Origin of the sequence: Micromonospora sp. RL09-050-HVF-A, from assembly GCF_019374995.1 — a bacterium.
GTDB lineage: Bacteria > Actinomycetota > Actinomycetes > Mycobacteriales > Micromonosporaceae > Micromonospora > Micromonospora antibiotica.
Map to the genome: position 1 here is coordinate 560,092 of NZ_JAGKQP010000002.1, position 13,058 is coordinate 573,149.

General features: G+C 74.6%; 13 protein-coding genes. 8 read left to right on the forward strand and 5 right to left on the reverse strand.

Going from position 1 to position 13,058, the window contains the following annotated elements:
- Positions 1-402: 402 nt before the first annotated feature.
- Positions 403-1,155 carry a hypothetical protein gene (locus J7462_RS02765; protein ID WP_219461353.1) on the forward strand — a complete coding sequence of 251 codons (753 nt, stop codon included), beginning with the start codon at positions 403-405 and terminating at the stop codon, positions 1,153-1,155.
- Here J7462_RS02765 and J7462_RS02770 read toward each other — a convergent pair.
- Positions 1,101-2,006 (reverse strand): hypothetical protein, encoded by a 906-nt coding sequence (locus J7462_RS02770; RefSeq protein ID WP_219461357.1) that lies wholly within the window; start codon positions 2,004-2,006, stop codon positions 1,101-1,103. The two genes, J7462_RS02765 and J7462_RS02770, sit on opposite strands and share 55 nt — an antisense overlap.
- Positions 2,007-2,287: 281 nt before the next feature.
- On the opposite strand from J7462_RS02770, the gene J7462_RS02775 reads away from it, so the two are divergent.
- Both J7462_RS02775 and J7462_RS31735 read left to right on the forward strand, forming a co-directional pair.
- Positions 2,288-3,409 (forward strand): hypothetical protein, encoded by a 1,122-nt coding sequence (locus tag J7462_RS02775; RefSeq protein WP_219461360.1) that lies wholly within the window; start codon positions 2,288-2,290, stop codon positions 3,407-3,409.
- Positions 3,410-4,062: 653 nt separating this feature from the next.
- Complete coding sequence (locus J7462_RS31735) at positions 4,063-5,010, forward strand: S8 family serine peptidase (RefSeq protein WP_255597555.1); 948 nt, start codon at positions 4,063-4,065, stop codon at positions 5,008-5,010.
- 129 nt (positions 5,011-5,139) lie between these two features.
- Here J7462_RS31735 and J7462_RS31740 read toward each other — a convergent pair whose 3' ends face one another.
- The gene (locus J7462_RS31740; RefSeq protein ID WP_308290711.1) at positions 5,140-5,502 is read right to left on the reverse strand and encodes an RICIN domain-containing protein; all 363 of its coding nucleotides are present in this window, start codon (positions 5,500-5,502) and stop codon (positions 5,140-5,142) included.
- Complete coding sequence (locus J7462_RS02785) at positions 5,439-6,617, reverse strand: hypothetical protein (protein WP_255597556.1); 1,179 nt, start codon at positions 6,615-6,617, stop codon at positions 5,439-5,441. The genes J7462_RS31740 and J7462_RS02785 overlap by 64 nt, the downstream gene beginning before the upstream one ends.
- A 334-nt stretch (positions 6,618-6,951) precedes the next feature.
- Here J7462_RS02785 and J7462_RS31745 point away from each other — a divergent pair, with 334 nt between their 5' ends.
- From J7462_RS31745 to J7462_RS32890, 3 genes are all read left to right on the forward strand, one after another.
- The gene (locus tag J7462_RS31745; RefSeq protein ID WP_255597557.1) at positions 6,952-8,592 is read left to right on the forward strand and encodes a beta-1,3-glucanase family protein; all 1,641 of its coding nucleotides are present in this window, start codon (positions 6,952-6,954) and stop codon (positions 8,590-8,592) included.
- 221 nt (positions 8,593-8,813) lie between these two features.
- Complete coding sequence (locus J7462_RS02795) at positions 8,814-9,368, forward strand: sigma-70 family RNA polymerase sigma factor (protein ID WP_208566204.1); 555 nt, start codon at positions 8,814-8,816, stop codon at positions 9,366-9,368.
- Positions 9,369-9,468: 100 nt separating this feature from the next.
- The gene (locus J7462_RS32890; protein WP_219461363.1) at positions 9,469-10,533 is read left to right on the forward strand and encodes a zf-HC2 domain-containing protein; all 1,065 of its coding nucleotides are present in this window, start codon (positions 9,469-9,471) and stop codon (positions 10,531-10,533) included.
- A 118-nt stretch (positions 10,534-10,651) separates the two neighbouring features.
- On the opposite strand, the gene J7462_RS02805 is transcribed toward J7462_RS32890, so the two are convergent.
- Both J7462_RS02805 and J7462_RS02810 read right to left on the reverse strand, forming a co-directional pair.
- On the reverse strand, positions 10,652-11,089 hold the full coding sequence (locus J7462_RS02805) for a DUF4913 domain-containing protein (RefSeq protein WP_219461365.1): 438 nt from the start codon (positions 11,087-11,089) through the stop codon (positions 10,652-10,654).
- A gap of 38 nt (positions 11,090-11,127) precedes the next feature.
- The gene (locus J7462_RS02810) at positions 11,128-11,931 is read right to left on the reverse strand and encodes a transglycosylase SLT domain-containing protein (RefSeq protein WP_219461368.1); all 804 of its coding nucleotides are present in this window, start codon (positions 11,929-11,931) and stop codon (positions 11,128-11,130) included.
- A gap of 184 nt (positions 11,932-12,115) precedes the next feature.
- Between J7462_RS02810 and J7462_RS02815 the strand changes: the two genes are divergently transcribed.
- On the forward strand, positions 12,116-12,649 hold the full coding sequence (locus tag J7462_RS02815) for a hypothetical protein (protein WP_255597558.1): 534 nt from the start codon (positions 12,116-12,118) through the stop codon (positions 12,647-12,649).
- Positions 12,646-12,984: a hypothetical protein gene (locus J7462_RS02820; RefSeq protein ID WP_208566200.1), complete on the forward strand. Its 339-nt coding sequence runs from the start codon at positions 12,646-12,648 to the stop codon at positions 12,982-12,984. Before J7462_RS02815 ends, J7462_RS02820 begins: the two co-directional genes overlap by 4 nt.
- Positions 12,985-13,058 lie beyond the last annotated feature (74 nt).

Genomic DNA, 13,058 nt, shown 5'->3' on the forward strand with positions numbered 1-13,058 from the left:
GCGGCACCGTCACCAGCGTCCCCACCGACCCTGGCGGTCCCGGCACCGTCACCGGCCACCGCGTCACCGACACCGTCGCTGCCGATCCAGCCACCGATCCCGGCATCACCGACGTCACCGGCCCCGGCATCACCGACGTCACCGGCTTCGGCGTCACCGGCCCCGGCATCACCGACGTCACCGGCCCGGACGTCGCCCCCGCGGCTCCCAATCCCGGCGTCACCGGCCACGGCTCCGCCGGTGCCATCGGAGCCGACAGTGCAGCGTGCGCCCGGCACCGGCGCTGCGGAGCCCGAAGGGGCCACACCCCCCGCCGCACCGGCACTCCCGGTTCCGGCGCTCCCGGCGAAGCCGGTCTGGCCGCCCCGGTCACCGCAGTCGGCACCGCCCCGGCCGACCCCGGTGGACCTGGCGACGGTCGAGCCGTCGGGGCCGTCGGGGCCGTCGGGTGCGTCGGGTGCGTCGGAGCCATCAGGGCTTCCGGAGCCGTCGGGTGCGCCGGCCCCGGCCCGTCCGGTCACCGGCACGCCGGTCGCCCCGCCTGCCGTACCCGAGCTGCCCCGGCCGACGGTGCCGGGCGGCAACGAGGTCCCCTACCTCAGCACCGAGCTGGAAACCGAACTCGGGCCGATCCAGGTCCGGTTGGTCGGGGTGGCGGCGGGCCGGGGTGCGCCCCCCTACGCCTGGCTCGGCCCGGACGAGGCCGCGCCGCCGGCGACCCTGCCGCTGGTGCTGGGGCACCGGGGACCCTGGCGGCTGCACGTCGACCTGGGCCGGGCACCCGACGTGCTCACCCTCGTCGGCGGGACCGACGACTGCCGAGACACCGCCGCCCTCTTCGCCCGCCGGCTACGGTCCGCCGGGATCGGGGTGGCCACGGTGGGTGGGGTGCTCGGTGCGCAGGCCCCGGAGGGCTGCCGTCCGCTGCCCGGGTTACCGGCGGCCCCCGCTCCCGACGTGGACCCCGCCCCGCCGTACGTGGTGTTCACGCCCGGTCTGGCGGGTGCGGAACTGGCCGGGGCGCGTCGACTCGCCACGGAGAGCGGGGGACGGTGCGTACCTGTGGTGATCGGGCCGGTGCCGGCCGGCCGGTGGTCGGTTCAGGTGGCGTCGACCGGCGGCGGGTCGACCACCCGGGCCGGTACGGCGGACTGAAGGTCGGCGACGACGGACGGCAGCGGGCCGGGGGTGAGATCCCCGATCCGTTGCCACCCGCCGCCCTGCGCACGGTAGGCGCGCTGCACCACGATCCGGTCGTACGACCGGCTGCCGAGGACCAGCGCCACCCCCGCGTGGTGCAGCCGCGCGACCCTGGTCCGGGCCAGGGGCAACCCGGTCAGCGCGGTGTGGGTGGCGTCGACGTCGACGGTGCGGCCCGCCGGCACCCGGACCTCCACCAGCAACCGGCCCGGGCGGGCCACGGGCCGCTGTTGGTGCAACGGCAACCAGCCCCGGGGCAGCCCCCGTGACCTGGCCGGCAGCAGGGCGTACGCCGTCCGGGTGCCGAATCCGGGCCAGCGGCGGACGTCGTGGGGTAGCCCGGCGACCGAGCGGCTGGTGGGCGCGGGCCGGATCCGCAGTGGTTCGCCGTCGGCGTCCACGGTGGGCAGCAGCCGGCCGTGGCCGTCGGACCGGAACCCGCCCACCAGCCGGACCCGGTCCAGCCGGGCGGCCGGCAGCAGGTAGGTGTCGGGGCTGCCCAGGACGTACTTGAACCGCGCCGGGACGTGGGTACGCAGCACCGCCATGGCGACGGCACCGCCGGGTCCGATCCGGACCCGCAGCAGGTCGCTGCCGGCCGGGGCCGACCGGGGATCGAGGAAGGCGGCCAGGAACAACTCGACGCTCGGCACACCGTCGGTGACGGCGCGGGCCGGATCACCCTCGGCGAGGACGAACGCCTCGAACGCCTCGGCGTTGACCTGCTGGCCCCGCCGCAACCAGGGTGGACCGTAGTCCGCGGCCCGGCGGTTGTCGGTGACGAGTGCGGGGCGGGGCAGGGCCACGGCCGGCTGCTCCGCCGCGGACCCGACGGTGGTGCCGGCCGGTGTCGGGGCGGGTGCGGTGGCGGGGTCGAGGGCGCGGGACGGTCCGCCGTCGGGCTCCCGGTGTCGACGCCGTCGGGTTCGCCGGTCCGGTCCGCCGGGGGACGGTCGGACACCGGGGTGGTGTCGACGGTCCCGCCGGTGGCCGACGCCACCACGATCCGCTGCCGGTCCAGCCGGGACACCAGCAGCCCTTCGGGGGTCGCGTCGAGGGTGGCTGGCCCGTCGGCGTACCTCGGCCGGTGGGCCTGCCAGGCGGCGATCGCGCCGGCCGGGTCGAAGGAGCGCAGGTCACGGCGGTCGTCGATCAGCTCGGCCCGACCACCGGGGGGTGGGGTCCAGACGGTGGCACCGGTCGTCTCGGCCAGCTCGACGACCTGGGTGACGAGCCGGGCCTGTTCGTCGGCGTCGGACGGCCAGGTCAGCCAGAGCCGCAGGTCCGCGCCGTAGAGCGGGAGGTCGCCGAGGACCGCGGCGAGCTGCCCGCCGCTGTGCACGTCCTGGGTGCCGCTGTAGTTGCCGACCAGGAAACCCCCGGACCGGGCCGTGACGGCCACGGTGACCACCCCGGTCGACGCGCCCAGCCGGTGCGCGGTGGCCCGTCTGGTGACGAAGTCGGCCCGGGTGGCAAGGGCGAGACCGTCCGGCAGCGGCAGGCCCACCACCCCGGTACGGGGGCGGACCAGACCGTCGTCCACCGCGAACCAGCCGGGCAGCGAGGTGGCGAGATCCGGTGGTTGGAGCACGAGCCAGTCCATCGGCTGGCGGGTCACCCGGTCCAGCGGCACCGCGTCCAGCGGCCCGCCGTCGCTGGTCGACCGGGTTGCCGGGCCGGTCGTGCGGTCCGTGGCGTGCCGGATGTCGGACCCGTCCGGGCTGACCAGCACGTCGTGGCCGAGCAGGCCGGCCACCTCGGTGAACAGTTCGACGTGCCGGGCTCCGTCGTCGGCGAGGATCCGCACGTCCTGTGCCGCGTCCGCGCCGTGCCGGACCAGGGTGGCCACGGCCCGGGCGTCGAGCGGTCGACCGGGGTCGGTGGGCACCACCAGCCGTCCGCCCGGCCCGGGTGCCAACCACAGGTCGAACAGCCCGGCGATGCGGCGGTGTCGGCGGGGGTCGAAGCGACGGGTTGCCGGCACCCGGTCGAAGCCGTTGCCGCCCGTCGGCCCTGCCGTACGCCCAAGCCCGTTCACCGCCGCCCCACCTTCGTCTCCACCGGGCCTGACGGCCCGGTCTCCTCGGTCGTCGTCGCCACCGTCGGCGGTGGACCGTCGGCTGCCTACCGGTCATCCGCTCCCATCGGGGGGACGGCCCGAGGAGATCTTCCCGTCATCGTCGGCCGGTACTCTCGGCAGACCTCATGACGAGGATCATGGAAATCTGGTTCAGATTGATTTGAACGAACTCGCCGCTGATCCGCAATAGACGGTGAAGGCCGGTGACGCTCGGCCATGGTGACTGAAGGGGGACACCCAGTGCTGGCGAAGCGCTCGATCCTTGCCCGCCTGCTCGCGGTGGCGACGGCTGGCTGCGTGCTCATGGCGCTGACCGGGCCGGCTGTGGCGAAGGCCACCAACGATCCGCAGCCCTACGTGAAGTTCTACGTGGTCGCGGCGCAGTACCAGGGCCAGCCGGAGAGCCTGACGGCGATCGCACGGCGGTTCCTCGGCAGCGGTGAGCGGTCCGCGGAGATCTACCACCTGAACACGGGACGGGTGCAGCCGGACGGGTCCCGGTTGACCGACCCGGGGCGGTTGAAGGCCGGCTGGCAGTTGGTGCTGCCGTGGGACGCGGCCGGTGAGGGGGTGACGTACGGCCAGCTCCCGGCGGGGAAGCGGCCCACCCCGAGTGCCCGGCCCGCCGGCACGGCCGGTCCCACACCCGGCGCCGCCAGCCCGACCCCGCCCCGACGCCGAGCCCGAGCCGCACGGGCGCCAGCCCCCGCCCCGGGGGTACCGGCCCGAAGTGCACCGCCACGACCGGGTCGAGCAGCCGTTCGGACTGGGCGCAGCTGCGGATGGCCGCCGACAGCGCCTGGACCCTGACCCGGGGCAACGGGGTCAAGGTGGCGGTGGTCGACAGCGGTGTCGACGCGAGCGTGCAGCAGCTCAGCGGCCGGGTCGCGGTCGGCGCGGACGTCACGGTCGGCAACGGGCGTGGGGACACCGACTGCCTGGGCAGCGGCACCGCGATGGCGGGCATCATCGCCGGTGACAGCAGTGTCGACGGCAGCCCGGTCGGCATCGCCCCGGACGCCACCATCCTGCCCGTGCGGGTGGTACGCGGGTCGGGTGCCGCCCGGCCGGCCGACGCGGCGAACGCCATCGAGGTGGCGGTCAGCGCCGGTGCTTCGGTCGTCGCGGTCGGCTCGCACGTCGACCTCGGTGACCCGGCGGTGGCGTCCTCCGTGGCCACCGCCCTCGACCACGACGTCCTGCTGGTGGCCGGTGCGCCGACCAAGGCGGTGACGCCGCCGTCCCCGGCCGGCCGGTCCGGAGGTGGGGCGCTGCTGTTCACCGGCGGGGTCGGGGCCGGTGACCAGCTCGCCGAGCAGTACGTGGCGGGCGCGGTCGAGGTGGTCGCGCCCGGGGTGGACGTGGCGAGCCTCGGCGTCGGCGGCGGCCGGGCGGTCAGCAACACCGGCACCGAGTTCGCCGTGGCGTTCGTGGCCGGGCAGGCGGCGCTGATCCGGGCGGCCCAGCCCGACCTGACCGCCGCGCAGGTCAAGGAGCGGATCCGCGGCACCGCCGACGCGATCGGCACGGCCCCCGACGCCAAGTACGGCTCCGGCATGATCAACCCGGCTGCCTCGGTGTCGGTGGCGGTGGACGACCGCAACCAGGTGGCCAGCCAGCAGCAGGGCAGCACCGGCGCGGCGCTGGCCGTCATCCTCGGCATCGCGTTGCTCTGCGGTGCCGGCGTGGTCTTCGGGCTGCGCCTGCGTCGCCGCCGGTTCGCCGGCTGAGCCGACCCCGGGTCCGGTCCGACGTCGGACGGCCGGGTGTCCCGGTCGGGCGGGCACCGCCGGTAGCCGGATGCCCGGTGGCCGACCCCCTCGGGTGGGCCACCGGGCATCCGGTCGTGTGGGGGCCGGTCAGCGCCGGGTGAAGGTCTGCTTGGGGTTGAACACGCAGACCCAGGACATCATCGGGGCGCCCACCCCGTGGCCGTCGACGTCCAGGCACCGGTCGGTCTCCCGGTTGAGCAGGGACGTGCGGCCGTTGTACTCGGTCCACTCCCACTTCTGGGCCGGATTGCCGCTGCACACGGCGACCTGCACGGGGGTGCCGTCCTTCTTCTCACCCCAGGCCACGTCGAGGCAGAGTCCGTTGGCCCGGACGGTGCCGTCGGATCGGAAGTCCCACCACTGCGACTTCTCCTCCCGACACTTGCTCAGCACGGCGCGTACCCCGTCGCTGGTGCCGGCGGTGACGCACAGCCCGGTCTCCTTGCCCACCAGTTGCTTCGTGCCGGCCGGCCGGGTCGGTGCCGGCGTGGGCTTCTTGCCCGGCGGGCTCGCGGGGGCGTCGTCGGGGCGGCCGGGCTGCCGCTCGGGGTGGGCGACGGCGTCGGGCTCGGCGTGGGCGACGGACTGGGCGACGGCGACGCCGCCGCCCGGAGCCGGCTGTCGAGGGCGTAGTAGTCGGTGTGTTCCCGTACGGTCCGCAGGAACGCCTGCGTCCCGGCGTCGAGGTCCCCGCCGGACTGCCGGACGGCGGCGGGACCGTTGCGGTACGCGGCCAGCGCCAACAGCGACGGGTCGCCCTCCAGCCCCGACAGTTCCCGGTGCAGCCCGCACAGGGCGGCACCGGCCGCCGGGATCGCCGCCTGCGGGTCCCAGGCCGAGGTGTCGGTCGGGCCGTACGCCTGCCAGACCTCGGGGCGGAACTGCGCGACGCCCCGCTGACCCTCGGGGCCGAGCAGGTTGACGTCGAAGCCGGACAACGCCATCAGCTGCGCGGCGACCAGCGGGGGCGTGACCTCCGGGCAGACCGAGCCGGCCCGGACCACGAGCGCGGTGTAACCGCCGGGCACCGCCTTGGGCTGCTGGACACCGCTCGACGGGCGGGGCTGACCGGAACCGCCGAACGCGGTCAGCTTGCCGTAGTAGGCGGCGTACCCGCTGGCCTGGTCGACGTACTCGACGGCGTCGGCGGGCACCCCCTTGGCGTCACGTACCTCGTCGAGGCCGGTGTGGAACGCGGCCAGGGACAGCCGCCAGGCCTCACCGGGCACGTTCGCCAGCCGGACCTGCCCGTTGAGGTCACACATGAGGTGCGCCAGGGCGAGGATGTTGGCGGCGGGATCGGAGCGTTCCGCACCGGGCCACGGTGCCCACGACTTCCACGCGGCGGCGTCGAGACCGGCGATGCCCTGACCACCGGAGGCGGTCCGGGTGGCCCGGCCGTCCAACCCTGATTCGGCCATCAGCTGACCGGCCAGCCGGGCCGGGGTGAGCGTCGGGCAGGACCGGGCGGCGGCCTGGATGGTCGTCAGGTGTTCCGTGGAGACGGGTCGACCGGTCAGGTCGTCGTCCCGGGCCGAGGCCGCGCCCCAGCCGACAGCGGCCACCACCGTGGACAGTACGGCCAGGCCGGCGACCAGGCCGGCAACGGTCCGACGGGGGATCGACCCCAGTCGGGAGCGTAAGGAGGGGTGATCGGATTTCACGGGGAGGTGTCCCTTCCGGCGTGACGGCATCGCTGTGGTGACGGACGCGCGATGTCCTTGGTTCACCGGGCTCGGATCGGATCGGATGATTTTGGTCCGGTCGACATTGAACCGAGGGGGGTACCGGGCCGTCAACGTGGCTACCGCCGGGCCCGGCCGATGTCACACCGGGTGCCGGCGGCGATGGCCGTCGTCGATCGGAGCTGTGATGCTGACTCGCCGCAGGATACTCGGGATGGGACTCGCGGGTGCCGCCGTGGTCGGTGTGCCGCTGGTGGCGGCCCCGTTGATCTCCCGGGCGCGGGCCTCGGGCGGCCTGCCGTTGAACGTGGTGAACAGCACAGGCCGGTTCGCCAACTCGGCGATCCGGATGTACGTCGTCGGCACCCACGCGGAGACCGGCGCGATGGGCTACGTCCGGGAGAGCGGGATCTTCACGCCGGCCGACCCGGCGCACAACGGACCGGACGGCGTCGCCGACATCGGTGTGCCGCTGGCCGGCTCCGGTGTGACCCGGTTCGTCCTGCCGATGATGTCGGGTCGGATCTACTTCGCCATCGACGGTCACCTGAGGTTCACGGTCGTCACCGACGGCAACGGGCGGCCGGCGTTGCAGTACCCGGTCGGCTGGGTGGCGGACGACCCGAGCTTCGGGGTGCTGCACGACTGCTGCGAGTTCACGTACAACGCGAGCGGGATGTTCTGCAACACCACCATGGTGGACATGTTCAGCATCCCGATGTCGATCCGGTTGCACGGCGACGTGGAGCAGGCCACCGGCAAGCTGGTCGACGGCGGCCGGGACGCGATCTTCGCCGAGCTGGCCCGCCAGCCTGGGTTCGAGCGGCTGGTGGTCGGCGACGGACTGCGCGTCATCGCCCCCGGCAAGGGCATCGAGACGGGCCGCTTCGACCCGGGATACTTCGACGGCTACATCGCCGAGACCTGGGACCGCTACAGCCGCTCCGAGCTGCGCGTCAGAGGTCCGTTGGGCAGCTACCGGGGGCGGGTGGTCGACGGGCGGTTGACCTTCGACGACGGGGCGCGGTCGTTCGACCGGCCCTCGACGTTGAACGTGTTCCACTGCGACGGGGCGCTCGCCGCGCCCAACGACGGGCACTACGGGCCGGTGGCGGCGATCATCGGGGCCGGGTTGAACCGGTCGGTGCTCGACCAGCCCGACCAGCCGACCACCAACCGGGACGCCTACTACCAGCACCCGGTGACCAACCACTACGCCCGGGTGCTGCACCGGCACAGCGCCGACGGCCGGGCGTACGGTTTCCCCTTCGACGACGTGGCCGACGACGCGTCGTACATCCAGGACACCGCGGCGCACGAGGTGACGGTCACCCTGACCCCGTTCGGCGCCGGTCCGGGGGAGGCCCCGCCACAGCAGGCCGGCGGGCCGGTGGTCGTCGAGCGGGCACCGGTGGTCGTCGAGCCGGCCCCGGTCGTCGTCGCCGGGCAGCGGGGCGTGGGCCAGGAGATCGCGGCGGCGGGCTTCGACCGGCAGCAGGGCGTCCGGACGGAACCGTCCAGCGAGGGCGGCGAGCACCTGGGGTTCCTCGCCCACGGCGACTGGGCCGGCTACCGGGGGGTCGACTTCGGCCGCGAGCCGGCGACGCAGTTCCAGCTGCGGGTGGCCTCCGGCGCCCCGCAGGGGGTGTCGGGCCTGATCGAGGTACGCCTCGACGCCCCGGGCCTGCCACCGGTGGGCAGCATCGCGGTGGCCGGCACCGGCGGTTGGCAGAGCTGGGTCACCGTGCCGGGCAACCTCGCCCCGGTGACCGGTGTGCACGACGTCTACCTGACCTTCGCCAGTGGGCAACCCGAGGAGTTCGTCAACGTCCGCTGGCTGCGTTTCACCCGATGAGCCCGGCCACCCTCCTCGCCCCCGTGGAGCATCCCGACCGGTGCGTCGGGGCCACGGCGTCCACCACCCTGCACCGACGGTTCCGACCGGCCACACGATGGCCTGGTGGACCGTCCGATGAGCACGGTTATGCTCTCTTCCTAGGCGGGCTCGACGTCGAGACGACGGCGCGGCCGTACGGGCACGACCCGTACGTCAGGGGGAGGCGTTCTGTGTCGGCGGTGCCCAACGAAGCGCCCGGGGTGACCGGCGACGCGGCGACCGAACGGGCCTCCCCCGAGGCCCTGATGCGGGCGATCCACGAGCAGTACCGGGGGCCGCTGCTGCGGTTCCTCACCCGGTTGGTCCTCGGCCGGCAGGAACTCGCCGAGGACCTGGTCCAGGAGACGTTCCTACGCACCTGGCGCAACCTGGAGACCCTGGCCGAGGACCCGCGTCGGATCGCGCCGTGGCTCTACACGGTCGCCCGGCACGTGGCCATCGACGCGATGCGCGCCCGGCAGTCCCGCCCGCCCGAGGTGGCCATCCCCGACCTCAACCGGCTCGCCTCGGCCGAGGACGAGATGGACCGGGTGGTCAGCACCCACACGGTCCGGCTGGCGCTGCAACAGATCAAACCGGAGCACCGCGAGGTGCTGGTCGAGATGTACTACAAGGGTTCGTCGGTCGCCGAAGCCGCGCAGCGACTGGGCATCCCGGAGGGTACGGTAAAGTCCAGGACGTACTATGCGGTGCGCGCGCTGCACGCAGCGATCGGCCCGACCGAGTCCTCCTGATGACGCGACGTGTCGATCTCCCGTTCGACCCCCCGGACGCTCACCGTCCCGGGGGTCGTCACACCGTCATCGGTGTCTCCGGGTCGAAAAGGAGGGCGTGATGCGCACCGGCGGCGAACACCCCACCGCTGAGCACTCCGCCCTGGCCCTCTATCTGCTCGGCGCGCTCGACGACACCGACCGGGTCGCCTTCGAGGCCCACCTGGCCGGGTGCGGGGAGTGCCTGTCCGCAGCCGGTGAGATGGGCAGCGTGACCAGCGCCCTCGGCGGGTTGGCCGCCGCCGACTGGGACGACCTGGGTGGCCTGCCGGAGTTCGCGCCACCGGCGGAGTTCCTCCCGCCGGCCGGCCACACACCCGCCCCGGGCCTCGCCCCACCGGCCGGGCCGCCGCCGGCTGTCGGCCCCGACGTGCCGGCGGCGTCCGCCCCGGTAGTGGTGCCGAGGCAGCCGGTGCCCGACCCACCGACCCGCGCCTCCGACCCACCCCGCACCTCCGACCCAGCACCCCGCACCACCGACGCACCCCGCGCGGCTGAGCCGGTCGCCACCGTCACCGGTGCGGACCCGAGCGCCGGGGTGACCCCGCCGAGGGCAGCGGATGAACCGGCCGGGACGGCCCGGCGTGGCGCTCGCCGGGGCACCGGTCCGCGTGCCGACGCCGGCCGTCCGGTCCGGAATCGGCCGTCGGGGAGCCGCCCCGGCGGGGACCGACCGGGGTCGGCGTCCGCAACGGGTGGCACCCGGCCGGATTCGGCCCGCCGTCGTCGGATGCTGTTCTGGGGTGGGGTGGCCGCCGCCCTGGTGGCCGTCGTCCTGGCCGGTGGCGTCGCGGCCGTCACCGGGTTCGGTGGCCATAGCGCAGTGGTGCTCACCGCGACCGGCGAGGCCCCGGCCCAGGGGGTGAGCCTCTCGGTGGCGATCACCACCGACGAGGGGCGCGGCTCCACCATCCGGATCACCGCCACCGGGCTGCGTCAGGGCCTGCGGTACCGGCTGTTCGCGGTGACCCGCGACGGCGTCACGCACGTGGTGCGGGACTGGACCGCCTCGACCGGGCCGCAGGAGGTGACCGGCGAGTTGTCGCTGCCGGTCGCCGACCTGGCCTTCGTCACGGTGGGCCTGGTGGACGGCACCGCCGTCGTCACCGCACCGATCTCCCGCTGAGCCGGCCGGTCTCCCGCTGAGCCGGCCGGTCTCCCCGGCCGGCCGGGTAGACCGGATGCGGCGACGTCGCGGGTGGATCGCGGACGAGACCCCGCCCCCGTCGTCGGGCCACCGTCGGTCAGTACGGGTCGGTGTGCGGGACCTCCTTGGCCCGGTGTGCTCCCGCCTTGCACCCGGCGAACGGCCCGGTCGGGCTACGCAGACTGTTCAGCACCGGTTCCAGATAGTCGCGGTGCCAGTTCGCCGGGCCGCACAGCCCGGCGTCGGGCCCGGTGAGTTCCTGCCAGGCGAGCCACAGGCCGTGCAACTGCGCCACCGCCTCGGGGTGCTGCCACCACCGCCCGCACCACGGCGCGGTCGAGGACGCCTCCCGCGCGTAGATCGGCACGAGCAACAGCCGGACCCAGTTGCTGAGCAGCTCCAGCTCCTCGGCGTACTCCTCGTCGCGCAGGTAGAGGATGAACGGCGAGGTCGGCGGCGCGTCGCTCGGCGGTGGGCCGTCGTCGGGGCGCTGTTGCCGCCCGGCGGGGCGTTGGTCCTGCGGGGTCACCGTCATCGGAACTCCTCATCGGTCGGTCAGCGGGTCGGTCGGGGTCAGTCGCCGGTCGGCGACGCGCTGGGGGAGGCGGTCGGCGGGAACGACGGCGGTGGACCGCCGAGCCCCTGGTACTTCGCGAACAGGGAGCGGACCTGCGCCAGGTAGAGCTGCGCCGCGTTGGTCGAGGGCACACCACCGGACCGGCGTACCTCGTCGATGCCGACGGCGTACGCGGCGAGCGTCAGGTCGAGCACCTCACCGATCGCCTGGCCGTCGTCGATGAGGGCCTGAGCCTGCCCGGCCAGGGCGCAGACGTGCTTGGCCTGTGCCGCGATCGAGTCCTCCTCGTCGGTCGCGTCGGTGTCGCCGTCGTCGTCGGTGTCCTCGCCGTACTGGGCGAAGACCGCGGGCGGGAGCTGGGAGATGCCCTTCTCCCCGTTCGCGCCGACCTTCGCCGGGTCCCATCCGGAGGCCACCTCGATCTGCGCGGCGATCACCACGGGCCCGATCTGGGTGCAGGTCTTCCCGGCGCCCTCGATGCTGTCCACCAGGCCCTCGGGCACCTGGTCGGGGTCGAGGGTCCCCTTGCCGTCGCCCTGCGCGGCGGCCAACGAGTCGTCGGCGACGCTGACCGGGTCGGCCGACCCACCGCCGCCCCCGAAGAACAGGATCAACGCGACCAGCGGGGCCAGCAGCACGCCCAGCGCGCCGATCACGAAGACGGCGGCCGCGCCGACGACCCCGACCACCGGCGTGGCCAGGCAGCTCAGCCCGGCCGCGACGGCCGCGCCGATCAGGGCCGCGCTGCTGCGGTTGGACCCTTGCGTCGGCTCCGCGCCGTCGTTGTCGGACGTTGCCATGTCGCCTCCCAGGCTGCTCACCATCGCGGTGGAAAAAGTTGGTCCCCGGCGTGAACCGGGGGGCGGGAGCCCCCGTAGAGGCGTCCGTCGACTGCCCGGCCCGCCGTGATGACGGGACCGGACCCGGGGTGGTTCAACCGGGACGCCGACGAACTGGAGCGACATTTGGCGAGGAGGTGGGTGCATGGGGTCCGCGACGATGAGCGACCCGGCATCGCGGATGTCACCGGGGCCGTTGTCCGCCCGGACCGGTCCCGGGCCGGTCGCGTCGCCCCGGCGGTCGCTGTCCGAGGTGGGGCTGGGCTGGATCGCGGCGCACGGTGGTGCCGGCGCGACGACGCTCACCCGGCTCTTCGGCGGCACCGACCTGGGCTGCCGGTGGCCGGACGCGGCGCGGGCGGAGCCGGCCACGGTGATGCTGGTCGGCCGGACCGACGCCGAGGGGATGCGGGCGGTGTCCCGGGCGCTCAACGCCCTGCGGGAGGGCCGTCACCCGCCCGGGATGCGGCTGGCCGGCCTGGTGCTGCTGGCCGACGCCCCGGGCCGGTTGCCGCCGGTGCTGGCCCGCCGGATCCGGGTGTTGCGGTCGGTCGCGCCGGTGCACCGGGTGCCGTGGATACCCGCCTGGCGGCTGGGCCAGCAGCCCGCCCGGATGCCCAAGCCCCTGGAACGGCTCCGGGCGGCGACCGGCCTGGCCAGGGACGGGAGTCCGTCATGACCGTCGGGTACGGCGTGGACCGGCTCGCCGGCCACCTCCTGGCGTTCGGCCCGGGGGCGGCGCCCTCCCCGTTGCCGAGCCTCAAACCCCCGCCGCCGTACAACCCGGCGGGTGGTGCGGCCGACGACCTGCTGAACCTGCTCGCCTGGGGGGTCAGCGCGGCCGGTGTCGCCGGGCTGCTCATCCTCGGCATCTCGATGGCCATCCAACTCAACCGGGGCGTTCCCGGGGAGATGAGCGACCACTTCCGTGGGGCGGTGTTCGTCGCGATGGGCTGCGTGCTCGGCGCGACCGCCGGACCACTCGTCATGTTCTTCGGTGACCTCGGACTCTGAGCCGGATCGCCGCCGGCCGGACAGCGCACCCCGCACTGCCGGCCCGTTCCACCCCGTCACCGCCGGAGCGTCGT